A 25,367-nucleotide genomic window follows, 5' to 3' on the forward strand; every position below is an offset into this window, starting at 1 on the left:
GCAGAGCCTCTAGTCAGATATTGAGTCAGAGACTCGATGAATGCATTCCCAGTCGGAGACTGGGAACGAGGAAATGCTTATCAAGCTAGGTTTTTAGGACTTGTGTGTACACCGTAGCCTTAAAAAAGGGGGGAACCAGAGTCAAAGTCCCCCTTATTAAGGGGAGCCACTGCGGTCTTGGGGGTTTCCCCCATGAGCAAGTGGCGTGGATTTAGGGGGATCTAAAACTTTTGATACCGACAAGAGGACTTTTCAAACATCCTCTTAGAGCAGTTACTTGTTTATTCTCTTCTCTGCGAGACGCTAGGAGAACAAAATCCAAGACTTTCATATCAGGCAAATTCAGTCTTGTAGTTTTATTTTACTATGCCTAGGTTTAGGATTTAGCTGTTTTTCTATATTTGCAGATATAGATCGAGATAAACGCTATAAAGACTTGTATATATATAAATATATTTCTTCTATAGTCTAGTTTAAATATCAATTTATACCTTGTGTTTTTTAATAAAAAGCTTCATGATTGACGAATAAAGCCCATAATTATAGCTTGGTTAAAAATTATGCCGATATACTTCATAAAAACTTCCAATTTGTAGAAAAATAATGTCTCAATTTTAGTCATGTTGGAGTTAGATTAACTGATGCTAGAAGGATGGATTCAAATTGTATTAACGCTACTGATTGTAGTAGCAATTACTCCAGTTTTTGGGCGCTATATGGCGCGTGTATACCTAGAACAAAGTACTTTTCTCGACCCGATTTTGAATCCGGTTGAGCGAGTACTTTATTCTTTGGTTGGGGTTAAAACTAAAGAAAATATGACTGGCTGGCAGTATGGGCGGGCAATTCTATACAGCAACCTAGCAATGGGGTTACTGATTTTCTTGATCATCATGAATCAAGGATGGCTGCCATTAAACCCAACCAAGATAGATGCGCCAACCTGGGATACAGTGCTGCATACAACTATTTCTTTTATTACTAACACCAACCAGCAGCATTATTCTGGTGAAACTTACATGAGCTATGGCAGTCAAATGTGGGGACTTGGTTATCACATGTTTACCTCTGCTGCGACTGGGTTAGCCGTGGGGATTGCCTTTATTCGGGGATTGACTGGTAGATCGTTGGGCAACTTTTATGTAGACTTGATTCGCTCCATTACCCGAATTTTGCTGCCTATTTGTATTGTCGGTGCGATCGCTCTCATGGCAGCTGGCGTTCCCGAAACCCTGGCGGGTGTAGTTGTACTCCCGACTTTGGAAGATCCGAATATCAGTCAAGCGATCGCTCGTGGCCCTGTTGCCCATTTTGAAATTATCAAGGAATTAGGGGAAAATGGCGGCGGCTTTTTCGCCATCAACTCGGCACACCCCTTTGAAAATCCCAATGGATTTTCTAATTTGATTCAAATTGTGGCGATGCTTTCGATTCCCACTTCCCTAATCTACACTTATGGGTTGTTTGCGAACAACACTAAGCAAGCTTGGTTAGTCTTCGGTATGGTGGGCGTTCTCTATGTAATATTTATCATCGTCACCGCCATTGGTGAATACAACGGCAATCCGGCTGTGAATGCACTGCTGGGTAGTCAGCAACCGAATTTAGAAGGTAAAGAAGTCCGGTTTGGTTGGGCACAATCTGCATTATTTGCAACGAGTACAACTGGTACTATGTGCGGCGCAGTCAACAGTTTACACGACTCATTTATGCCCAACGGTGGTTTTATTACCCTTTCTAATATGTTCCTGCAAATTATCTGGGGTGGACAGGGTACGGGAACCGCTTACTTGTTCGCCTATCTGATTCTAGCTGTGTTCGCCACAGGGTTGATGGTGGGACGCACACCAGAATTTCTCGGACGTAAGATTGAGAAGCGCGAGGTTGTGCTTGCTAGTTTTTTGCTTCTGCTAGTTCACCCGATCGCAATTATGATTCCCGCAGGTATCGCCCTAGCGTTTCCCGATCAACTATCAGGAATTAGCAATCCCGGTTTCCACGGCTTTGCTCAAGTTATCTATGAATATGCGTCCGCTGCTGCTAATAACGGTTCTGGCTTTGAAGGTTTAGGAGATTCACAACCTTCACCTTTTGCGATCGCTACAGGTACAGCACCAACTTTAACCGCTTTGTGGTGGAACTTGAGTACCTGCTTCAGTTTACTAGCTGGACGCTATGTTCCAATCATCGGTTTGCTGTTTTTAGCAGATAGTATGTCTCGTAAGCAAGCTGTTCCTTATACGACTGGTACATTGCGAACTGATACCGGACTATTTATAGGCGTTACAGCAGGCGTAATTTTAATCTTGGGCGCACTGACATTCTTCCCAGTATTAGCATTAGGCCCCATTGGTGAAGCATTTTTTATCGCCAAAGGCATTGGCTAGGAATTGGGGATGAGGGAAGTAGGGGACAAGGAGAATTAAAAACTGATTTATCCACCTCGGAACTGGATTCATCCACCTCGGAACTGGATTCATCCATCTCAGAACTCCGTTCATCCACCTCGGAACTGGATTCATCCACCTCAGAACTGGATTCATCCATCTCAGAACTGGATTCATCCACCTCGGAACTGGATTCATCCATCTCAGAACTCCGTTCATCCATCTCAGAACTGGATTCATCCATCTCAGAACTGGATTCATCCACCTCATCTTCCCATGCCCAATGCCCAATGCCCCATTCCCAAAATCTAATATATGCCAATTACTACTGATTCTCCCTCCCCCCGTATTCCATCTGGAACTCGTGACTCGCGTAAGCATACCCCCAAAACAGATATGCGGGGGCTTTACCAAAGAGCAATTCGTGAGTCATTTGTCAAGCTTGATCCACGAATTACTGTCAGAAACCCAGTGATGTTTATTGTTTGGGTGGGGACAATTGTCACCTTTCTTGTTACCCTCAACCCAAATCTGTTTGGCACAATCCAGGCAGATATCAACCAACAACGGCTGTTAAACGGGTTGATTACCTTCATTCTCTTTTTCACCCTCGTTTTTGCCAACTTTGCCGAAGCTGTGGCTGAAGGACGCGGTAAAGCACAGGCTGATTCACTGCGATCGACGCGATCGGATACGATCGCTAATAAAATCCTCCCAGATGGTTCCATAGTCAAAGTCAATTCTACGGAACTGCGACGGGGCGATTTGGTCAAGGTGGTCGCAAATAATATGATTCCCGCCGATGGGGATGTAATTAAAGGCATCGGCTCAGTAGATGAGTCGGCGATTACTGGGGAATCTGCCCCTGTATTGAAGCAACCAGGTACAGATATTGCCAGTTCGGTGACAGGTGGTACACGCTTACTCTCCGATGAGTTGACAATTCGCATTAGTGCTGATCCTGGTCAAGGTTTTATCGATCGCATGATTTCCCTGGTAGAAGGGGCAGAACGCAGCAAGACTCCCAACGAGATTGCTTTGACGGTATTGTTGGCAGTATTAACACAGGTATTCCTAATTGTGGTGGCAACTATGCCTCCCTTCGTGGACTACATCGCCAGCTTTATCAGCACGACCTTTGGAGTTGAGGCGGGAAACAGTTTGCGGGCGGGTGCTAGCGTTGCTATCTTAATCTCCCTACTGGTAGCTTTAATTCCGACAACTATCGGTGGTTTACTCAGTGCGATCGGCATCGCTGGTATGGATAGAGTTGCCCAGTTTAACGTCATTGCGACCTCTGGTCGAGCAGTAGAAGCTTGTGGTGACATCAATACTTTGGTGCTGGATAAGACAGGCACAATCACCTTGGGAAACCGGATGGCTGACGAGTTTATTCCGCTAAATAATCACTCAATCAAAGATGTGGCGCAAGTTTCCTTAGCTGCTAGCTTGTTTGACGAAACACCAGAAGGCAAGTCAATTGTACTTTTAGCAGAAAAATCCCAGGCTGGGGTAGACTTTAATATCGACAAAGCCGAAGGTGTGGAATTTTCCGCCAAAACCCGGATGAGTGGCACTAATCTACCCGATGGCAAACAAATTCGCAAAGGGGCGGTGGATGCCATTAAGGGATTTGTTCGTTCCCGTGGTGGCGATGTTCCTGATGATATAGACGAAGCTTATGAGCGAGTTTCCCGGTTAGGCGGTACACCTTTAGCTGTTTGCCAAGATGACAAGATTTATGGTGTCATTTACCTCAAAGATATAGTCAAACCGGGACTGCGGGAACGATTTGACCAACTCCGCCGCATGGGTGTTAAGACGATCATGCTCACAGGTGATAATCGGATTACAGCTTCGGTGATTGCCCAAGAAGCTGGGGTGGATGATTTCATTGCCGAAGCGACTCCAGAAGACAAAATTGAGGTGATTCGCTCGGAACAATCTCAGGGTAAACTGGTGGCCATGACCGGAGATGGTACGAACGATGCCCCTGCTTTGGCTCAAGCAAACGTGGGTGTGGCAATGAACTCTGGGACGCAAGCTGCTAAAGAAGCTGCTAATATGGTGGACTTAGATTCTGATCCCACCAAGTTGATTGACCTAGTAACGATTGGTAAACAGCTGCTAATTACCCGTGGTGCATTGACAACATTCTCCATCGCCAACGATATTGCCAAATATTTTGCGATCATTCCCACGATATTTGCCGCCGCTGGAATCGGCGCACTTAATATTATGGGATTAAAGAGTGCCCAATCTGCGATCGTTTCAGCGCTGATTTACAATGCTTTGATTATTCCGGCGCTGATTCCGCTAGCACTCAAAGGGGTGAAGTTTTTACCTTTAACAGCAGATCAACTGCTACGTCGCAACATCTTCATCTTTGGTCTTGGCGGTATCGTTGCTCCCTTCATTGCCATCAAACTGATAGATATTATCCTACCTTTGTCTTAATTTACTATGAAACCCGTTCATACCCGCCGTGCGATTGCAGCATCCCAAGTATTAGAAGAAATAACTGAAATCTGGTGTCAATGGCGTAGACAAAAGCTACCACTGTATTTGTTCTTGGCAATGTGTTTCAACCTCGTGGTTGCACCTCTAGTCTATGGCGCTACTGGTGAACAACTTTCCCGCAGTCAATCTTGGGGATTGGGGCTATTAGGGCTGGTGACACTAGGGCTTTCCATCTATTTATTTTTTGTAATGTTTGTACCGGAGAAATTCTAAATGAGTTTTGCACGTGAAGCTAGCAGAGCTATTCGTTCTACCTTGGTACTCTGGGTAATAGTCGCAATTATTTATCCTTTGGCGATGATTGCCATTGGGCAAATTGTGTTTCCCTTTCAAGCAAACGGTAGTCTACTGCAAAATAGCACAGGTCAAGTTGTAGGTTCTGCTTTGATTGGTCAACCTTTTAGTAGCGATCGCTATTTTAACAGCCGTCCCAGTACCACAAGTTACAGCACAGCCGATCCCAAAAAGGACGACGCGGGAGTTTTAAGAACCGGAGTTTCTGGCGCTAGTAACTTGGCTCCCAGTAATCCCGCATTAATGGAACGCATCAAAGGTAAAGATGACCCCGACCCCAGTAAAAAAGTTGAAGGCGACTTCAATCGTCTGAAAACAGCAGGTGTACAGCCGACTGGCGATTTAGTCTACACCTCTGGTTCTAGCCTTGACCCCCATATTACGCCCGAAGCTGCGATCGCACAAATTGCACGAGTAGCCAAAGCGCGAGGAGTTCAGCCTACCCAATTGGAAACTTTGATTGCTCAAAACACCGATGGACGCTTTCTCGGCATCTTTGGCGAACCTGGAGTTAATGTCTTGAAGCTGAATTTAGCTTTGGATAAGATTAAGGGATAAAGGCGTAGGAAATAACGAAAAGGATGTGCTACTGTCAGAATCATTACAGCAGTTTGCAAGTAACTAAGGTACAAAATGGAGGACTCACGCATCAGATATAAAGAGTTCCTGCCTTAAAACCCCTAGTTTTGTACTCTATGCAAAATAAAACTGCTGTATCTATAGATTACTTAAAATCGAAAAGCTTAGATTCCCGACTTATTAAATAAGTCGGGAATTTTGTTATTCACGAATTGCTATTCTGAGTGCCAAAATGTTCTATATGGTAGTTAATTGAGTATATATGCAAACATTAATTATTGATAACTATGACTCTTATACCTTTAATCTTTACCAGATGATTGCTGAAGTAAATGGGGAACTACCTCTGGTAATTCGTAACGATCAGCTTACCTGGGATGAATTAAAAGAAATTGCATTTGACAACATTGTGATTTCACCTGGCCCCGGTCGTCCAGAAAGACCAGAAGATTTTGGAATCTGCCGACAGATAATTGAGAACGTTGATGTGCCCTTGCTAGGAGTTTGTCTTGGTCATCAAGGAATTGGCTATCTACATGGTGGAAAAGTGATTCATGCACCGGAAGTTCGACACGGTAGACTCAGTAAAATTTATCATAATGATTCAGCACTATTTCAAGGTATTCCTAGTAATTTTTCTGTAGTGCGTTATCACTCGTTGCTAGTTGCTGACGAACTACCTGAGTGTCTAGAAAAAATTGCTTGGACTGAAGAAGGATTGGTGATGGGATTGCGTCATCGGCATCTACCTTTTTGGGGTGTGCAGTTTCACCCAGAGTCTATTTGTACAGAATATGGGCAAAGATTACTAGAAAACTTTCGAGATATAACGCTGCAATTTATAGAAAAATCGTCAAGGAGGCAGGAGGCAGGAGGCAGGAGGCAGGAGGCAGAAGGCAGGAGAGGGAGCCATGCACAAGGGGTCGGGTCTGAAAGCCTTTTGGCAGAGTCAAGAAGTCCACAAAAGCAATATTGGATTGGATATGGATCTGTTACTCCTGTGATCGATCGACCACACCAAAAACAGGAAGAGAAGTTTGAATTGTATACACGCAAGTTAGATATCTGCCCAAATACAGAACAAATATTTGTACAGCTGTTTGGGGATGCAGTAAATGCTTTTTGGCTAGATAGCAGCCGTGTAGAACCTGGTCTATCTCGCTTCTCCTTTATGGGTGATGGCAGCGGAGCAAACAGTCTATTGGTGCGATATCATACCCAAACGCAAAAACTTCTCGTCACACAGTCAGATACCGTGACTCATCGCACCGAAAGTATTTTTGAGTATTTGAAGCGGGAAATAGACTGCCGATTTTGCCAAGCTGATGAGTTACCGTTTGATTTTAACTGTGGATTTGTTGGCTATTTTGGCTATGAACTCAAGGCAGAATGTGGCTCATCATTGGTACATTCTTCACCATTACCTGATGCAATTTTCTTACTTGCCGATCGCATGATTGCTATCGATCACCAAGAACAGTGTCTTTATTTACTGCAATTAATCAAAAAAGGACAAACAGAATCGGTAGAAACTTGGTTTGATACTATCCAACAACAACTAGAAACTTTAGATCCTCTTTCTTCCGTTCTCCCCCAGGAAAATTGTCAGCCAGTTAAGTTCCGTTTGAGTCGTACTTACCAAAATTACATCCAAGATATTCACCATTGCCTGGACGAAATTCACGAAGGGGAAACTTACCAAGTTTGCCTGACGAATCAGCTTTACACCGATGCAACCCCCGATCCATTGACGTTCTATCGGACATTACGTAAAATCAATCCTGCTCCTTACTCTGCATTTTTGCGCTTTGGTGAAATTGCGATCGCCTGTTCATCTCCAGAACGGTTTCTAAAGATTGATCGCCAAGGATGGGTAGAAACTAAACCCATTAAGGGAACCCTACCACGAGGAGAAACCCCCGAAGCCGATTTCATCCTCCGTGAGAAGCTACGCAACAGCGAAAAAGACCGGGCTGAAAATCTGATGATTGTGGATCTGTTACGCAATGATTTGGGACGAGTCTGTGAAGTTGGTAGTGTCCATGTACCAAAATTAATGGATGTGGAAACATACCCAACACTACATCAGTTGGTGACAACAGTACGCGGGCGGTTACGTTCAGACTTACAAGCGGTGGATTGTGTGCAAGCTTCATTTCCCGGAGGATCGATGACTGGTGCGCCCAAAATCCGTACCATGCAAATTATCGATCGCCTAGAACAAGAGGCGCGGGGAGTGTATTCAGGAGCGATCGGCTTTTTGGGCTTGAATGGTTCAGCCGATTTTAATATTGTTATTCGGACTGCTGTTTTGACTCCTCATCAAACCTCCATCGGTATCGGTGGCGGAATTATAGCCCTTTCTGACCCGGAGATGGAGTTTCAAGAAACGCTGCTGAAAGCCAAAGCCTTAATCGACGCTTTAGTTCTGACTATTCAGGGAACATTTGAGCCAGATATCTATCCCATTCTAGGACTAGAAAAAACAACTGCTGATAGTTTTGAAAAATTGACTGTCTAAATCTGAGGAAGCATTTGCCGTAGTTCGTAATTTATGGATTGGAGGTAAACTCACTCATAAATCATCTCTCTGAATTTAGACAAGAAATCGATATTCTCAAGTCTGACTCGTGAATTGTGTTTAGCTCAAAAAGCTGCATCAATTTTCAACCATGACTTTTTCATTGCGGCAAAGTAAAAGTTTCAGCCAATTTCACAATTTTCTATAAATATGACCAACTCTAGTGAAAATCTGTCATTCTAGCAAGATAAAAAGCAATACAGTTCAGTTAAAGCTAAAACTCTTTGTTAAAGTCAACTTTTTTAACTTAGACGCAAAGCAGCTTGCCGCAGCAGCAAAGGACGCATGGACATGAAGTGGCTTCCCTTACCACTTCGTGGAAGCAAGCTACGCGCCGTATCTCCGTCAGCAGAAAGAGAAGGGTAGGACACAAAGAGAAGCAAGAAATGCTTAACTGAACTGTATTTGATATAAAAAGGCTCTATCGAAAATCAGGGTTAAAAACAAGAAGCTAAAGTGCATAAATGGCACAAAATAGAGCTAAATTCCCGGATAAACACCACCTTTAGGCAAACAAGTCATCTGCAAGACTTTACGATTCTTTATCCAGGAAAATTTTTTAGATATAGCTTAGATCACTACAATCTGATAGAATTTCCAATCAAGTAGAATAATTGCTTGTTCTCTTTTTCTTAAACCTACTGAGTTGGGTTATTTTTTGGGAAAGGAAAATAAAAAATGTCTCATCTATTGTGGAAAACTCTGGTACTAAGTCCAGTAGTTTTGGGAGTGACGGTGTTGGTTTCCGCTAAGGCTGTAGCTACTGAAGTAGCAAGCTTTTCTGAAGATCCAAAGGTAAAATACGCTCAGACAGAAGCACCAGAAGCTATTGGTACTTCACTATCAATCAAAACAGAACAACCAAAAATTAATCAGCAGTTATTTGCCCAAGCAAAGACTGATGGAAATCAGGTTTTAGAACAAGTTAATCGCTACAGCAGCGAAGGCAAGAATCAGAATTCACTGTCTCAAGTCACATCAGTTTCTCAGTTTTCTGATGTACAGCCGACTGATTGGGCATTCCAAGCTTTACAATCCCTAGTTGAACGCTACGGCTGTATAGCAGGATACCCAAATTCCACTTATCGCGGCAACCGGGCACTGACTCGTTATGAGTTTGCCGCAGGTTTGAATGCTTGTTTAGATCGAGTTAATGAACTGATTGCGACAGCAACCGCTGATTTGGTATCAAAACAGGATTTGGCAACCCTCCAGCGTTTGCAAGAGGAATTCTCGGCAGAATTGGCAACTCTGCGTGGTCGAGTAGATTCTCTAGAAGCACGGACTGCTGAACTAGAAGCAAATCAGTTTTCTACTACCACCAAATTGGTGGGTGAAGCTATTTTTGCCGTTACTGACATTTTTGGCGGTAATACTGGCGATGCTAACAATACTGTCTTCCAAGATAGGGTACGTTTAGACTTGCAAAGCAGCTTTACGGGTAAAGACGTTTTACACACCCGTCTTTCAGCTGGTAATGCAACAGCATTTAGTCAAATAGGGAATGACGATGTTCTGATTGATGGTACTGCTGAAGGCACACAAACCTTTCAACTCAACGGTGGAAGTACCAATAACAGTGTCGTTATAGACTGGCTGGCGTATTACGTACCCATAGGCCCAGCCCAAGCTTACTTTGCGGCCACCGGAGGTATTCATAGCGATTATGCTGCCACCAACAATCCTTACTTTGAGGACTTTGATGGTGGTAATGGTGCATTGTCTACCTTTGCTTCTGAAAGCCCCATCTATCGGATTGGTGGTGGTGCTGGTGCAGCACTGACTTTACCTTTTGGTAGCGGTGGTAGCTTTTTGAAACCAAGTTCACTGACTGTAGGCTACTTAGCGTCAAATGCTAATAATCCTGGAGTAAGTCAAGGTTTGTTGGAAGGTAACTATGCAGCTCTGGGACAGTTGAACTTTAGTGTTGGCGATCGCTTTGCGATCGCTGCCACCTACGTTCATGGTTATCATGGTGCTGGAAGTGGTGGTTTATTTGATGCAGGTGGTGGTTTGACTGGCACTAGCCGCGTCGTAGGTACCAATCAATCTAACACCCTAAGTGCCCTAGACGGATCTTCCAGTAATTCATACGGAATATCGGCAGCCTTCCGACCCAGCGACAAACTATCAGTTAGTGGCTTCGTTTCTTACCACGATGTCACAGGCTTTGGTGCTGATGATGATTACGAAGCTTGGAGTTATGGACTTGGCATAGCCTTGCCTGACTTCGGTAAACAGGGTAACGTTTTAGGTATTTTTGCTGGTGCAGAACCCTATGCCTTTAACCGACCAGGTTTAACTGGTAATGATGTACCTTATCACATTGAAGGCTTTTACAAGTATCGCGTGTCAGATAACATCTCAATTACCCCTGGTGTCATATGGTTGACCTCTCCTGGTCAAAACAGTGATAACGACGATGCAATTATCGGCACGTTGAGAACAACTTTCACCTTCTAAAGGTTTACAGCAACTTGTTGTAGGGGCTAACAACTAGCTCATTGAAAGTCTGTAAATACAAGGGACGGGCAACATGCCCGTCCTAAAAACCAGCAAAATCATCCTGCAAATATATCAATCCTAAATGAGTTGTGAAAATGCGCGATGTCCAGATCCCCGACTTCTCGAAGAAGTCGGGGATCTAATTTTTCACGAATGATTTAGGATTGCTATATACAACGCCCGGTATAACAGACGCGACAAAAATACTGTTCAACATAATTCGTAAATAAATCAAGATGCTTGTATCTTTCTTTAATTACGAATTACGTTAGCGCAGCGGTAGCGAGTCCACGAGCGTCATTACGAATTACGAATTAGTAATTATTTGGTCAGTCTCTTATTGTTCTAACATTTGGAAGAATCGGGTAAAGTAATCTGGAAAGGTCTTAGCTGTACAGCCAGGATCTTTAATTACAATCCCTGGAACCTTTAAGCCAGTGACAGCAAAAGCCATCGCCATTCGATGATCATGATAGGTTTCAATCGCCGCCGGGGTAATAGGGCCAGGCTCAATTTTCAGTCTATCTGGGAATTCTTCAACCTTCACTCCTAGCCGCCGCAATTCTGTAACCACAGCTTTAATCCGGTCGGTTTCCTTATATCGAATATGTTCCACGTTCCGAATGGTAATCGGTGAACTAGCAAAAGGTGCGATCGCAGCTAATGTTTGCACCAAATCCGATATATCATTCATATCAATGTCGATGCCTTGCAATTGCTTCGGCCCTGTCACTTCGGTATATTCATCGGAATCCTTAATTTGGCAACCCATCTGTTCTAAAACATTCAGCCAGAGAATATCACCCTGACAGGATTGCTTAGTCAAATGTTTGACGCGCACCCGTCCACCCGTAACGGCGGCGGCGGCAAAAAAGTAAGAGGCATTTGACGCATCGGGTTCTATTGTGTAATGTCGAGCTTGGTAACGTTGACCCGCTTTAATCTGAAATTGATTATCACCTATTTGAATCACCTCAACGCCAAAATCTGCCATCAAGCGACAGGTCATTTTGACATAAGATTGAGAAACTAATGTCCCCTCAACCTCAATGATTGTGTCCTGTTGAGCATAGGGCGCAATCATCAGCAATGCCGAAAGTTGCTGACTTGTTTGGTTAGCTTTTACGCGAAAATTTCCGCCAGCGAATCCCTGGCCATAGATGGTATAGGGCATAAACCCGGAGTTTCCCTCAAAGTTGATGGTTGCTCCACCCGTTTGCAGCACCGTCAGCATGTCACCCATCGGTCGTTCTCGCATCCGGGGAACGCCATCTAGCCGATATTCGCCGTTCCCTAGTGCCACGAGCGCAGAGATAAACCGTGCTGCTGTGCCTGCCAAACCCACAAATAAATCTGCCTGTTTAGCTGGAATTTCGCCTCCTCTTCCTGCCACTTCGATCTGTGCCAAATGAGGATGCAAAGTAATGGGAATGCCTAATTGCTCTACGCATTTGGCAAAATACTCGCTGTCTTCACTAAATAAGGCATTTTCTAAAATGGAGTCACCTTGCGCCAAAGCAGCGACAAGCAGCGCCCGATTGGTAAGACTTTTAGAACCAGGAATTTCTACCGTGGCATCCACTGGCCGATTTAGAGCAGGAATTGCAATGGTATCCACGTTAAACCTCTACGTAGGCGGTTAGCTACAACTTTATATATTGCCATATTGTGAGCAAAAGAGTGCTCCCTTCTTCCTTACCTAGTACCGCAGCATGAAGAGTGCTGAGTATGGTGTACCTCCTCACCTAACTGTCTGAAGAGAGCAACACTCACTGACATCCTTTCATGAGTTAGAGGTTTGTTAATCTATAGGACACACCTTTATTCCTTCTTCCCAGTCCCCATTGCCCCTAATCCCCAGAGGGGGCCCCGAGTTCCCCAATCCCCAGTCCCTTACCTCTACGAGTGATTCAGAAATCAAATCAGATTGCTATAAATGCTTCTCAATGTCATCCAGTACAGCATGAGCGGCAAGAAAATCAAACCCATACCAACTCTGAAAATCTACAGGAAATACTTGTTTGTTTTGGACAGCTTTAACTTTAGACCATAAGGGTTTTCCCCGAAGTTTTTCTAAAGTAGAGCAATCATTTTTTTGATAACATCCGATAAAAATAACATCACTATCAATTTCGGAAAAACTTTCCTCGGAAATGGGCAAGGATAAATTATTAGATGATTTAGGAGATAGCAGTCCAATATCATTTAAAATTGTGCCAGAAAAGGACTTTTTCATACCAAGATATACTCCTCCAGAGTTGACATATACAAATGATGCCCGAAATGGCTGAGGACGATTATTCTGTAATCTCTGTTTTAGTTTTTCAACTCTTTGAGAGTAGCCATTTAAGAGTTGAGTCGCTACCTCTGTTTTGTCAAAAACTTTTGCAGTTTCTTTTAAGTGTTGTTTCCAATCTCGTGAAATCTCTCCCCAAGGAACTAATACGGTAGGAGCAATTTGTGATAATTGCTTGTACTGCTCTCGTGATGATGGATCTGAAGGACTAATGATTAAGTCGGGCTTAAGTTGCAGAATTGTCTCTAAATTGGGTTGGCTAGTAGAATAACTATGCAAAACAATTCCTTTGATTCTTTCTGCTAAATAAGGGGGAACTTCGGAATTGATTTCTGTCCGAGACCATATTGTTGCTGCGATTGGCTTGATACCCAAAGCAACGGTTTCACCAAGACTCAGGATATCTAAAGCTACAATTCGTTGAGGATTGAGTGGAACGCAGGTTTCCCCCATTGGATGTTTTATGATTCGACAATTTTCTGCTGAAGATGTTGGAGATGTGGCATCTTGATAGTTACTTTGGCTACAGGCACAAACAAGTATAAATGCCACAATTCCCAGACATAGCGGATAGGTGAGACGGCGTAGAAACCTCTTCATGAAAACCCTAACTTTTTAAAACGTCCAAGAAATAGTTCCCTGCACAGTAAATGGCGCACCAGGAGAGACTCGCAATCGATTGAAGGCATTTTCAAAATAATCCACATTAAAGAGGTTTTTGATATTGATCGCAGCACGTAATCTGTCTTGCTTGTAGAAGATAGCAGCATCAGTTGTTAAATAGCTGGGTACTTCAAATGTATTTCCAGCATCTCCGGCGCGATCGCCTACATAAAAAAGTCCCAAACCAAAGCCCAAACCTTGTAAGTCTCCTCGTTGAATTTCGTAGGTAGTCCATAAGCTGGCAGCATGGGGAGTTGTCTGCAATGCCCGGTTCCCGACTGGAATGATATTATCTTTAGTGACGCGAGCATCGTTGTAAGCATAGCTAGCAAAGATGTTCCATCCTGATAAAATTTCACCCGCAACACTGAGTTCGATTCCTTGACTACGCTGTTCTCCAGTTTGAACAGAAAAGCCTAAGTTATCTGGATCGTCAGTTACAATATTCGATTGGGTAATATCGTACAACGCCAATGTAGTTGAAAGCCTGTCATTCAAATCTGCTTTGACTCCAATTTCAAACTGAGTCCCCTTGGTTGGCTTAAATTCACTTTCATCAAAAGCTCGACCAATTGCTGGCTGGAATGATTGACTGTAGTTAGCATAGAGAGAAATAGGCGGGATTGGCTGATATAGAATGCCCACACGGGGACTAAAGGCACTCCCCGATTGACTTGTTTCTGTATCTGCGAGAAAGTCTTTGTCAGTTTGCTTGAAGTTATCAAATCGACCACTGAGGAGCAGCTTTAAATTGTCTGCAATTGTTACTTGATCTTGCACGATAAAGCCAAGCTCATCGGTCACGGTATTAGTATCAGATTCAAATGTAATTGCACCAGGTAGCTGACCATAAATCGGATTGAACAAATCAAGTGGAGCAATTTCTCGATCAATACCGCTAGAATCTATACTTTGTCTGCCCAAATCAAAGCCAAATAGTAATTGATGTTTAATTGAGCCAGTTGCAAACTTACCAATAACATTGGTCAAAAGCCTATAGTCGCGTTGATCGTAGAGTCCTTCTATGTAGATTCTCTCCAAAGTGCGATTATCATCTAAAAGCCCTACGGGGAAAGTGCCTAAATCAGGAGAATAAAACCTGCTATATTGAAATGAATTTTTAAATGACCAAGCCTCACTAAATTTATGCTCTAATGTGTACCCAATTCTAGAAACTTCGGTGTTAATGCTACCTTCATTTACGTTGCGATCGCGGGGTATTTTGCCATTAGGGTTAGAAAGTATTGTTCCAATTGCAGGCAAGCCAAAACTAATTCCTTCCGATTTTATGTTTTTGTAAATGCCTTCAACAGTTAGATTTGTATTCTCCCCAAGTTCAATACTCACTACCGGTGCAATCACTAGATTTCTAGCTTTGCTAGAGTCAATGAAAAACTCTTGATCTCGGTATGATGCGTTAAGCCGATATAGTACTTTCTTCGCATCGTCTAACGGCCCAGATAGATCCACTTCACCACGGTAAAAGTTAAAGTTACCAATAGTTGCTTCGGCAAAGTAGTAAGGATCGCGTAGGGGCTGTTTCGTCACAAAGTTAACCGTTCCCCCTGGTGATGATGAACCAAATAAAATAGAGTTTGGGCCTTGCAGGACTTCTATTCTTTCAATTCCTGTAAGGTCAGGCCCAAGGTTAGAAGATAAAGAGTCTTTGAAACCGTTTAGCGTAGGCTGGGTAAAAAATCCTCGAACTCGTATCCGCAATGTTTCAAAATTAGTCGGAGATGAAGTGCGGACACTTGGGGCATTAATAAGCGCACTGGAAATATCGGCGCGTTGATCGCGCAGCACTTCTTGAGGAATAACCTGAATCGATTGGGGAAGGTCACGCAGGGGTGTATCAGTTCTTGTCCCAGTGGTGGTATTCGTGACGCGATACTTGTCTTCCTCCCCTGTTACCACCAACTCAATTGGTTCATCAGCTGGTGCTGCTGGTTCCTCTTGCGGTGTTTCACTTGTTGGCTGCTGTGGTGGCTGCATTGCAGTTGCAGCAGGTGTCACACCAAAAATCAGCCCTTCATCTCCATCAAATAACTCAACTGTTGGGAGTTGAGTCTCCCCCGTTACTGTCACCTGGATAGTATTATTATCTTGATTAACTACCAATACTTCTGCAATTCCGGCAAATGGTTTTTCTTGGCGAAATGTATTACCACCCTCATAACGCAATTGCGAATTGGGAACATTGATAATTAATTTATTGGCTTCATTCTTCTGAACAGGCTGGAGAGTATCACTTTTATTTGTTTCTAAAATTATCTCAACACCTTTTTCGGTTTTGGTAATGCGTACCCCTGTAACTTCTACTATTGCCTCTGCACTGGGGTTCTGAGTTAATAACAGTGCGGCCTTCGTCTGGGGAAGTTCTACCTCACTCAACTGGGGAATAGTTGATATAACTTTGCGTTTACCTCTAACATTTACTGAATTTACTCCATCAGTTTCAGCCAATACTGACTGTGTTACGAGTATAAAAAATGAGGCTGTAAACATCAGCCCAGAAAGCGATTTTATTAATTTCATCACCAAATCTCCCTCACACCAACATATTCATCAGACTTTCGACCCCTCTCCCGTTACAGGTTAGGGTATTAGACCACTCCATTTATCCCCACAAGCTGTTAAGAATCTTTCTTAACTAAACTAGTAGTTTATGTACAATAAGGGATTCAGATTTCTAATTTGAACGCTAGAGGGATTTTTTTTGAATGCTAGAGGGATTTTTTCTGAACGCTAGAGGGATTTGTGATGATGTTGAAAGTATTGTTTGGGATTCAATCCAAATTTTTTGCGAAAAGCTAAAGCAAAGTAACTGCGACTGTCAAAACCTACCCTAAATGCTACTTCTTCAATCTTCATATCTCCTAATGCTAAAAGTTGTTTCGCTTTTTCCAGGCGATAGTTGTGCAAATATTTGAACGCAGATGTCCCGAAAACTTGACGAAACCCACGCTTCAATTTAAATTCATTTATACCTACTTGTCGTGCTAAGTCTATCAGGCTGGGTGGATTTTCTAAATTACCCAACAAAATTTCTTTAGCTTGGTAAATTCTCTCAACATCTCTCAAATTCTTCCCTGGAAAGCTATGATTACGTATCTCCTGCTCCTGCTCCTGAATTTGCTGAAAATGAAGCGTAATCAATTCTATTGCTTGACTTTCCAAATACATTCGCTTCATCAAGCCTTGATAGGGACACTTGAGGATATTACATAAAACTTTCCACATTTGCTGTGTGATTTCCCCTTGCTGGTAGTAAGGCTGTACCTTACCATTCATCACTACTTGACGCAGGGAAATTGGTATCTGTTCTAATTCTTCTTCACCAAAACTTTGAAAAAATTCCTGCGGTTCGATTTTCAGATAAATTCGTGAAAACTTCTCACCAGCTTTCCAGCATTCAGTTTCTTTGATGTCACAGTTACATTCTGAATAATATCTGCCTACTATTTCGTCTGTCTTGTCAGTTAAACCGTGGCGTTCAATTCTCACTTTCCCTGAGAGAAAAAAACTCAAGCCAAATTGAGATTTATCAAAAATATCTCTAAGCCACACAAGATCATCAATAAATTCTTCTTGATGTATTGAAATAGATAGTCCATTACGTAATTCTGACCAGCATTGATAGGTATGAGAGACATCTAGAAGTTTCCCTTTACGGATAGTTTCAAAACCCTTTGATTGAAAAGAAGTGTGACCACTTTGCTCACTTTCTGCCAATAATTCTTGCCAATCTGTATCTGTAAGAATTTTGGTCATAGTTTAATAATAATTACTGTCATTATCAAGCTGATATATGATTGAAACTAACGCGTTTTTTCAAGTTATCCGAAAGGAAACACCTAAATACTGGATGCAATGCTCAGTGAGAATTGATAAGTCAGCCCTTGTGCGATGCCTGCGACGTTCGCGTAGCGTCTCTAAGCAAGCGTAGCTAACGCTCCAACAGTCATTACCCTAAGTGACTATATCCTTAAATAAGAAAGATTCTTAATTGTTGCACGAAATTTACTGTAAGAAAAGTAACTGTGTATCAAGTCGCTTGTCGTGCTGCTAAATCCTAGCTCACCCAATTTGTTGTAATTATTTTTACGATCTCTTGCCTAACTTGTCTTTTGCTAATAGTTCGTAGTTGAGTGCAAAATCTGATCTTGCTTTTGGGAATACTCTATTTATTCACCGAACTGAAGGGAATAAAACACCTTGTGACAATTTGTGAAATTCGTGGCATTGGCGGTCAATATAATTTATTCTTGCCTGAAGATGATGAAAAGATGATCATTCTTAATCAAGAAATACCTGTGAAATACACCATTTTACAGGGAAAACATGCAGTGGGAACAATATTGCTGGGAGCATTGATTAGTCTCTCAGAAAAAAAGGCGCAATTGCGATCGCCACATTCTTTAGAACTCTTGAGTAATCTCAAACTCAAGCTATTGATTGATGCAGAAATGGCTACAGAAGAAGAACATATCTATGCCAAGGTGATTCAACAATCTAATGTTGACGAGCATCTTTTTCTGCTTTGGCTTACAGCTATTCCCCCAAAAGCGAGTGCAATTCTCAATGCACTGCGTCAGCCTGGGTGAAATTAGAGTATCAATATTGGAATGGTAAAGAAGGGAGGTGTATGTCAATAGGGTAAATCGAAAAAGTAGGTAGTCTAGCTTTTTTTAAAACAGTAACAATTGTTGCTGATAGAACCAGGCGATCGCGGTAAGATTTTGGACTTAAGCCTGATCCAACTCCAATAACTCCTAACTCTGACCGACTAATTAATAATTCGTAATATATGGTATAGAGCAACTAACTTGAGTTCTGGAGATAAAAATATGATTTTTTCTAAAACTGAGATTACATTACATCCCAAGGACAAATGACGAACGTAAACAACTTTCAAAGACTAGTAGAACTTGCAAACGATCATGGAATTATTTGCCAGCCAACACCAGAAGAATGCTTAATTGCATCCTTACCTGGAGATGATGATTTCTTATTAGCTTTTACTTGGTCTGGTGCAGTTGAGGGAGAGCCACCAGAACATGAATTAATCGCAATTAGTGTACAGGATATCGTCAAAGAAGTTACCGTTGCAGCTTGGCAGATTCCTATTTATTTATTCGGAAACGTTTTAAGGCAAGCTCAGATGCTTGTCACTGCTCACAAAGATTTTGTTAGTTAACAGACAAGTCTTAGCTAAAAACTACTATCCCTGTCCACTGTGGCGGGGATTTTTATCGAACAGAATTCAGGAGTCAGGAGTCAGAATACAGGAAAGGTATTCTGTATGAATGGCGGATAGCGCCGGATACTGTATTTAGACAGGGAAATTTAAAAACTTAATAAAATATCTAAACCCTAGCCCTCAAAGGTTTTCCTTTCACATTTTCGCGGATCTAACTGTGTTATGAAAAAGGCAGTGCCGATGAAATGAGTTTCAAAAGCCTTGGATGAAAGAGGGATTTGAGACTGGTATTTTTACTCAGCACTGGCTCAACGCCCCGCTATCCATGTACAGCATTCAGCACTTTTAAGCGAGGAGGCAGGAGGAAAGAATGATGATTGAAGAAGAATTCAGAAATTCCGACTTTACTAAAGGATTGTGAAGAGGGCTAGCTAAATAATGATATTTATCATAACTTTATAGTTATAGAACTATTGATTCATCGCCTCATCACTCATGGTTAACACTCTACCCAAGCCAGAAATTAAAACCCCCAGTAAAGAAACGGTACTCACTCCCCGGTTTTATACTACAGATTTTGAAACCGCAGCCAAGCTGGATTTGTCTGCCCAGGAAACAGAGTTGCAGGCGATGTTGACAGAAATGCGGACAGACTACAACCGCCACCATTTTGTTCGTGATGAAGCCTTTGAGCAGTCTTGGGAACACATTGGTGGTGAAGCAAGGCAGGCGTTTATAGAGTATTTGGAACGCTCTTGCATTTCTGAGTTTTCCGGCTTTTTGCTATTCAAGGAATTATCCCGCAAGCTGAAAAATCGCAGTCCAGTGCTAGCGGAAATATTTCAACTGATGGCGCGTGATGAAGCCCGCCACGCCGGATTTCTCAACAAAGCAATGGGTGATTTTAAAGTCTCCCTGGATTTAGCCACTGTTACTAAAACCCGCACCTATACCTTTTTTCCGATTGAGTGGGTACTTTACACTGTTTACCTATCAGAAAAAATCGGCTACTGGCGTTACATTATTATTTTCAGACATCTAGAAAAGCACCCAGAAAACGAGTTTTACCCTATCTTCCGCTACTTTGAAAGTTGGTGTCAGGACGAAAACCGCCACGGAGATATATTCAAAGCATTATTACGTTCTCAACCTGAACTATGGAATACCTGGAAATCTAGGCTGTGGAGTCGCTTTTTCTTACTCTCGGTATTTGCTACTCACACCTTGACAGTTCATGAACGTTCCGGGTTCTATAAATCACTGGGACTTGATGCCACAGAATTTGATTTCCAAGTTGTCCGCAACACCAATGAAACTGCGGGACGGGCTTTTCCGGTGATGCTGAATACCGAACACCCCAAGTTTTTCCCACGGCTGCAACGCTGTGCAGGTTACAACTTGAAAATTGCAGAGATTGAGAGCAGTTCTGCGCCGAAAGTTGTGAAGCTAATTCGCAAACTACCTTTGATTGCAGCAATTGTTTGGAATCTGCTGTTAGTTTATCTGATCAAACCCATTGATACTGAAGTATTGCGAGGAACAGTTCGTTAACTATTAGGCATCTTCAAAAATGATGTGGGGAAAATTCATGAATTGTCTCTACCAAAAACTTGGGTCTAAAGCCCTGTCCTTTGAGGACGGCTTTTTATCATCGGTTACAGGACTTTAAATGAGTAATGAGTAATGAGTAATGAGTAATGAGTGGATGAGAAATAGGTATTTACTCATTACTTATTACTTATTACTTATTACTCCAGAATCACCGACCCTTCTTTCTCGGTGAGTATGTCAACAAGGATTTCGAGTTAGGTTTCTGAGGGTTAGAAGTTACCAAAAATATCTTTTCAAACAACCTCTGAGGTGCAAAATGTCGGCTGTAAACTAATTGTGCCTTGAAGCGTCAGGCATAATTGCTTCCTGAAGATTTACACCGTTGAGGTTAGCTCCCCTAATGTCGGCTCCTCTAAGGTTAGCTCCTCTGAGATTTGCTCCTGCTAAATTCGCGTTTCTGAGGTTAGTCCAACTCAAGTCTGCTTGACTCAAGTCAGCTTCACTAAGATTAGCTTGCAACAGGTATGCACCACTGAGGTGAGCCTTGTTCAGATTAGCTTTGTAGAGGTCAGCTTTGTAAAGATAAGCACCCAACATTTCCGCTTCGTACAAACTCGCTTCGCTGAGGTCAGATGCAATCAAGTTAGCTTCAATGAGGTTGGCAAAAGAGAGGTTAGTCCGCATCAGCTTTGCTGAACCTAAATCGGCATCTTTCAAGTTAGCGCCTCTTAAGTCAGTGCCAATTAGATTAGCATATGCGATCGCAGCGTCTCTAAGATCCACGTGACTCAAATCGGCTCCAATCAGATTGGCATGACTCAAATCTGCCTGCGTAAGTATAGCACCACTCAAGTTAGCAACACTGAAGTTAGCCGCACTCAGATTAGCTTCAGTTAAAAAGGCTTTGTAGAGGTTGGCACTACTGAGGTCAGCACCACTGAGGTTTGCTCGCACCAGTAAAGCATTACCTAAATCCACTCTTCTCAAGTTTACCCCTTGGAGGTTTGCGCCTCTGAGGTTATCGCCTTGCAGATTCGCGCTGCTGAGGTCTGGTTCAATCTGGGGATTTTTCTTTCTCCACTCAATCCATGTAACTGCACCTGCTTTGAGTAAAGTTAGATGCTCTCGATTTGCCATTTTCTCTCCTTTACTCCTGACGCCCACCCAGAGAATTTACCCGACCAGCGACACTTTCAATGGCCGTTAATGCTCCCGCCGCCCCTGCTAGAATATCCTGTTCTTGTCCACCTAAGTAAAGCCGTCCAAAGCTACCTACAGCTTGAACTTCAAGAATGTTAATCCTCGCTGCTTTTTCCGCTTCATTGGCAGCCAGTGCGGCATAAGCAGCAGGTTCCACTTCTAATACATATAGTGTTTGACCTGCTAGTAGTAGCTGTCCCCGGCGCGTGCGATTAATTAGTTGTGTTTGATAAGCATCGATGTTGCGGATAATCTGGCTAGAAATAACACGCGGTTTCAGACATTCCTCTCTTTTGACTCCCAGGAACGCCAAAATAGCTTGACCAGCAGCTCGCGTTTCGCCTTGGGAGCTAGAATGAACTTCTAATAGTCCGTAGAGTCGTTCAACTACCTGTACTCCTGGACGGACAGAGGCAGATTTCAGGGCTATATCCGTAATCTTATTAATTTCGATACCAGGAGAGATTTCAATCCACAGTGATGTATCTCCTGGTAATGGTAAGAAGCCTTGGGCTACTGTTCCCATATATGCTGCATGTTGAGGTTGCAGGTTGTCGAGAAATACGAAACTGCGTAGTTCTATTCCCAAGATTTTGCTCTCCAGTCGTGAGGGTAAAAGTTATCTATTGCAAGATATAAGCGCTTAACTTGACAATATATGGTATTAGGGAGCGCAAATTCCGTTTAACGGATATACACCCGTGTATTAAATCGCAATTCATAGAAAGCAATGCTTATTCAGAAGACCCTCGTCGTCATGGGATAAAATCTGCTTTGATCGCACGACATAATTTTTGTTCAACACAGCTGCTTTATAAACACATTGACCTTTTTACATTACCCCAGTTTTACCCCCAAATTGACTATTGGGTAAGGGACTTCCGACAAATAAATAAATTCAGGACTTACGTATTGACAAAATAGGCAGAAAATGCATTTAAAAAATAGAAGGAAATAAGCAATGCCTATGCTAACCACAAAAGGCGTTGAAAGGCAGATAATACTAAAGTTTTCTAGTGAAAGTATTTCGGAGAAGTTTCAAAAACAAAATTCCCTGATATTACATAATGTATGTATCTGACAAAGATACACTACACTATTGATAGCGATCGCATGGATTGACCTCTCCCTCAACCCCTCTCCGAAGCGGCTATCCATTAGTCACATCTTTCTTAAGATTTGCGATAGTATTCACTCACGCTTTTTCTAACTCTGATTAGTTCGTCATCAATTCTCAATAAAAAGCTAATTTTAACGATAAGATTAAGAGCCAATCTGTCAAGTATCTTTGACCAAGCCCCGTTGGGGCGGGAGTAGGGAGTAGGGAGTAGGGGAAAAACTAGCCCCAACAACCAGTGGGATACAAGCCCCGTCTTTCAAGACGATAGCATTTGTCGGGGTTTCAAGCCCCGACCAATGCCGTCTTCCCTACTCCCTACTCCCTGTTCCCTACTCCCTGTTTTTTGACGCCTCAGTGCTAAAGATGCCTACAGAACAAGCGTTTCAAGATTGTAAAGAAAGATGTGGCTAATGGATAGATAGGGGAGACAAAGCATAGCTTTGGCGGGATGGGCTTTTTCGGGTTTAATAAGCAATCAAGCGAACATGATATCAAACCGTATTCCTAATATATGTCAACAATTCAATAAAAAATATTTGGATTGTGTCCAGCGATGATACAAAAAATATTTTTAAAATATTAGGTGTTTAAAGCTGACATTAATATTAGCAATTCCCCCCTAGAATTTTAGAAATAGGGTGTTTTATATTTTAGAGACTGGGGACTAGGTATTGGGGATTGGGTATTGGGGATTGGGGAAAACTATTCCTTAATCTTCAGTTGCTAACCTCCAATCACCAGTCACTAAATTCCTAGTCTCAGATCAAAAAGGGGAATTCCGCCTAAAGGACTCGAAGCCTGCGTAAATCAGTATGGCCCATGATCAGATGCAAAACTGTGTCTCGATCATTTGTGGGCGTTGGACTCAATTCCCAATTGGCTAGAGTACGGCAGAGTTATGACCCCCAGCATTACAGATTCAGCGGTGAAAGCTGCGGTAGCAGCTGTTGCATCGGAGTCAGCCACAGCAGAGGAAAAAATCCAGATGCTGATTGAGATAGCGCAAGGCTTTCAAAAAAAGCCAAAAGCTGCCCAAGACTTGCGAAATGCAGTTGGGTTATATTACCGGGCCTATGAAATGTGTGGTGAGGAATATCCCCTACTAAAAGCTAGGGCTAAAGTGGGCATGGCAGGGACGTTACAGGCAATACCGGATGTTGATTACCAACTGCTGCTGCAAGCAAAAGCAGGTTATGAAGAGGCGTTGCCAATCTTACAGCAATTAGCCTCACCAGAGGAAGTGGCAGAGACGCAGATGAATTTTGGGCTGGTGTTGCAGTCGCTAGTGCCATTTAATTTGGCGCGGATAACTGACAGCATCCAGGCTTATCATGAGGCGTTGCGGGTGTTTAGTTGGGAGGATTACCCCCAGGAATACGCGATTTTATATAACAATATTGCGATCGCTTATCTTTCTATGCCCTTAGCATCGGAACGGGAATACTTGCGTCAAGGGTTAGCTGTGCAGTCATTTGAGGTGGCACTAAAGCATATTAATTTGATCGATCATCCCAGAGAATATGCGATGTTGCAAAACAACTTGGGTAACGCTTTGCAATATTTAGTGAGTTCCCATCCTGTGGAAAATAACTTGCGTGCGATCGCAGCTTACGATGAAGCGCTAAAAGTTCGTAACTCTAAAGATACACCCCTAGAGTACGCTAACACAATTTCAAACAAAGCTAACGCCCTATTCAACTTACCAGACGACTCAGAAAAACCAGAAGCGGGTAATCCTCAAAATCTGTTGCAAGCACGTATGTATTATCAACAAGCGTTAGAGATTTTTACCCAAAACCAACAAATTCAACAAGCAGAGATAGTAACCCAAGCCCTACAAGATATTGAAGTAGAAATAGGAAATAGGAAATAGGGCATTGGTTATTCTCCTCATCCCCCTCATCCCCACTCCCCTAATTACTAATAAGGAGAACAAAACAGCATGAGAGATGTTTTTACAAACCCGACTGTAAGAGATTTTCTCACAAGTTTAGCAGATGGTGACTTGAACATAGCAACAGGATTAGTGTGGATAGTCATCGCAACAGCCTTGTCTATGGTTGGCGGTGCTATTGGTGGAATGTTATTAGCTGGGAAAGATATAGGCTATAGCTTTTCAGCAATGCTTGGTGCATTATTTGCTCCGGCTGGTGTAATTCCTGCCATCCTGTTAGGACTTGCCATACTAAATTTATTGACAAATTATTAGGAGGAAAAATGTTAGAAATTGGATGGTTTTCAGCCAAGTTATTTGTCAAAGGAAAGTTGCTGCGCGACCCGATATATTTTATCCAGCGAACTGCTATTGCTACTGTTGTAGGTTCATTACTGCTAGTGTTATTTGCACAAGCTGACATTCCCTTTTGCCTACCAATAACATTGTCTAGTTTAGTGACAGGCATGATTATGCCATTTCTCCTCAAAGATTTCAAAATGAAGTGATTTATCATTTGTCATTGATAAATAAC

20 protein-coding genes are annotated in these 25,367 nt (G+C 42.6%); 12 read left to right on the plus strand and 8 right to left on the minus strand.

Annotation, left to right across the window (positions count from 1 at the left end; genetic code table 11):
* Positions 1 to 641: 641 nt before the first annotated feature.
* Positions 642 to 2,387, plus strand: coding sequence for a potassium-transporting ATPase subunit KdpA (kdpA, locus tag A4S05_RS05315; RefSeq protein ID WP_069068792.1), 1,746 nt, complete (start codon positions 642 to 644; stop codon positions 2,385 to 2,387).
* Here the strand turns inward: kdpA and A4S05_RS05320 are convergent.
* Positions 2,365 to 2,709, minus strand: coding sequence for a hypothetical protein (locus tag A4S05_RS05320; RefSeq protein WP_141699649.1), 345 nt, complete (start codon positions 2,707 to 2,709; stop codon positions 2,365 to 2,367). The genes kdpA and A4S05_RS05320 overlap by 23 nt on opposite strands.
* On the opposite strand from A4S05_RS05320, the gene kdpB reads away from it, so the two are divergent.
* From kdpB to pabB, 4 genes are all read left to right on the plus strand, one after another.
* Positions 2,703 to 4,844 (plus strand): potassium-transporting ATPase subunit KdpB, encoded by a 2,142-nt coding sequence (kdpB, locus tag A4S05_RS05325; RefSeq protein ID WP_084226987.1) that lies wholly within the window; start codon positions 2,703 to 2,705, stop codon positions 4,842 to 4,844. The two genes, A4S05_RS05320 and kdpB, sit on opposite strands and share 7 nt — an antisense overlap.
* Before the next feature lie 6 nt (positions 4,845 to 4,850).
* Positions 4,851 to 5,120 carry a potassium-transporting ATPase subunit F gene (locus tag A4S05_RS05330; RefSeq protein ID WP_069068794.1) on the plus strand — a complete coding sequence of 90 codons (270 nt, stop codon included), beginning with the start codon at positions 4,851 to 4,853 and terminating at the stop codon, positions 5,118 to 5,120.
* The gene (kdpC, locus tag A4S05_RS05335; protein ID WP_069068795.1) at positions 5,121 to 5,759 is read left to right on the plus strand and encodes a K(+)-transporting ATPase subunit C; all 639 of its coding nucleotides are present in this window, start codon (positions 5,121 to 5,123) and stop codon (positions 5,757 to 5,759) included. It begins immediately after the preceding gene.
* A 283-nt stretch (positions 5,760 to 6,042) separates the two neighbouring features.
* Positions 6,043 to 8,301 carry an aminodeoxychorismate synthase component I gene (pabB, locus tag A4S05_RS05340; RefSeq protein WP_069068796.1) on the plus strand — a complete coding sequence of 753 codons (2,259 nt, stop codon included), beginning with the start codon at positions 6,043 to 6,045 and terminating at the stop codon, positions 8,299 to 8,301.
* 302 nt (positions 8,302 to 8,603) lie between these two features.
* On the opposite strand, the gene A4S05_RS42995 is transcribed toward pabB, so the two are convergent.
* A complete protein-coding gene (locus A4S05_RS42995; RefSeq protein ID WP_256090833.1) occupies positions 8,604 to 8,732 on the minus strand; it encodes a hypothetical protein in 129 nt (42 codons plus the stop codon).
* 307 nt (positions 8,733 to 9,039) lie between these two features.
* Here A4S05_RS42995 and A4S05_RS05345 point away from each other — a divergent pair, with 307 nt between their 5' ends.
* Positions 9,040 to 10,824: an iron uptake porin gene (locus A4S05_RS05345; RefSeq protein ID WP_069068797.1), complete on the plus strand. Its 1,785-nt coding sequence runs from the start codon at positions 9,040 to 9,042 to the stop codon at positions 10,822 to 10,824.
* A gap of 379 nt (positions 10,825 to 11,203) precedes the next feature.
* Here the strand turns inward: A4S05_RS05345 and aroA are convergent, their stop codons facing one another.
* The 4 genes from aroA to A4S05_RS05365 all read right to left on the minus strand — a co-directional run bounded on the left by aroA (position 11,204) and on the right by A4S05_RS05365 (position 17,599).
* Positions 11,204 to 12,484 carry a 3-phosphoshikimate 1-carboxyvinyltransferase gene (gene aroA / locus A4S05_RS05350; protein WP_069068798.1) on the minus strand — a complete coding sequence of 427 codons (1,281 nt, stop codon included), beginning with the start codon at positions 12,482 to 12,484 and terminating at the stop codon, positions 11,204 to 11,206.
* A gap of 312 nt (positions 12,485 to 12,796) precedes the next feature.
* The gene (locus A4S05_RS05355; protein WP_069068799.1) at positions 12,797 to 13,762 is read right to left on the minus strand and encodes an iron-siderophore ABC transporter substrate-binding protein; all 966 of its coding nucleotides are present in this window, start codon (positions 13,760 to 13,762) and stop codon (positions 12,797 to 12,799) included.
* Positions 13,763 to 13,777: 15 nt separating this feature from the next.
* On the minus strand, positions 13,778 to 16,363 hold the full coding sequence (locus A4S05_RS05360) for a TonB-dependent siderophore receptor (protein WP_084226988.1): 2,586 nt from the start codon (positions 16,361 to 16,363) through the stop codon (positions 13,778 to 13,780).
* A 210-nt stretch (positions 16,364 to 16,573) separates the two neighbouring features.
* On the minus strand, positions 16,574 to 17,599 hold the full coding sequence (locus A4S05_RS05365; protein ID WP_069068800.1) for a helix-turn-helix transcriptional regulator: 1,026 nt from the start codon (positions 17,597 to 17,599) through the stop codon (positions 16,574 to 16,576).
* 446 nt (positions 17,600 to 18,045) lie between these two features.
* On the opposite strand from A4S05_RS05365, the gene A4S05_RS05370 reads away from it, so the two are divergent.
* From A4S05_RS05370 to acsF, 3 genes are all read left to right on the plus strand, one after another.
* Entirely contained in the window at positions 18,046 to 18,432 is a 387-nt protein-coding gene (locus A4S05_RS05370; protein WP_176726921.1) for a hypothetical protein, read from the plus strand.
* Between the two features lie 287 nt (positions 18,433 to 18,719).
* On the plus strand, positions 18,720 to 19,025 hold the full coding sequence (locus tag A4S05_RS05375; protein ID WP_069068802.1) for a hypothetical protein: 306 nt from the start codon (positions 18,720 to 18,722) through the stop codon (positions 19,023 to 19,025).
* 498 nt (positions 19,026 to 19,523) lie between these two features.
* A complete protein-coding gene (acsF, locus tag A4S05_RS05380) occupies positions 19,524 to 20,579 on the plus strand; it encodes a magnesium-protoporphyrin IX monomethyl ester (oxidative) cyclase (RefSeq protein ID WP_069068803.1) in 1,056 nt (351 codons plus the stop codon).
* Between the two features lie 330 nt (positions 20,580 to 20,909).
* Here acsF and A4S05_RS05385 read toward each other — a convergent pair whose 3' ends face one another.
* Positions 20,910 to 21,716 carry a pentapeptide repeat-containing protein gene (locus A4S05_RS05385; RefSeq protein ID WP_069068804.1) on the minus strand — a complete coding sequence of 269 codons (807 nt, stop codon included), beginning with the start codon at positions 21,714 to 21,716 and terminating at the stop codon, positions 20,910 to 20,912.
* Positions 21,717 to 21,726: 10 nt separating this feature from the next.
* Positions 21,727 to 22,368: a beta-carboxysome protein CcmP gene (locus A4S05_RS05390; protein ID WP_069068805.1), complete on the minus strand. Its 642-nt coding sequence runs from the start codon at positions 22,366 to 22,368 to the stop codon at positions 21,727 to 21,729.
* Between the two features lie 1,429 nt (positions 22,369 to 23,797).
* Here A4S05_RS05390 and A4S05_RS05395 point away from each other — a divergent pair.
* The 3 genes from A4S05_RS05395 to A4S05_RS05405 all read left to right on the plus strand — a co-directional run bounded on the left by A4S05_RS05395 (position 23,798) and on the right by A4S05_RS05405 (position 25,341).
* Positions 23,798 to 24,772 carry a tetratricopeptide repeat protein gene (locus A4S05_RS05395; RefSeq protein ID WP_069068806.1) on the plus strand — a complete coding sequence of 325 codons (975 nt, stop codon included), beginning with the start codon at positions 23,798 to 23,800 and terminating at the stop codon, positions 24,770 to 24,772.
* A gap of 69 nt (positions 24,773 to 24,841) precedes the next feature.
* Positions 24,842 to 25,108, plus strand: a complete 267-nt coding sequence (locus A4S05_RS05400) for an asr0689 family protein (RefSeq protein WP_069068807.1) — start codon at positions 24,842 to 24,844, stop codon at positions 25,106 to 25,108.
* Positions 25,109 to 25,116: 8 nt separating this feature from the next.
* Positions 25,117 to 25,341: a hypothetical protein gene (locus A4S05_RS05405; protein WP_069068808.1), complete on the plus strand. Its 225-nt coding sequence runs from the start codon at positions 25,117 to 25,119 to the stop codon at positions 25,339 to 25,341.
* Positions 25,342 to 25,367 lie beyond the last annotated feature (26 nt).

This window comes from Nostoc sp. KVJ20, from assembly GCF_001712795.1.
Classification (GTDB): Bacteria; Cyanobacteriota; Cyanobacteriia; order Cyanobacteriales; family Nostocaceae; genus Nostoc.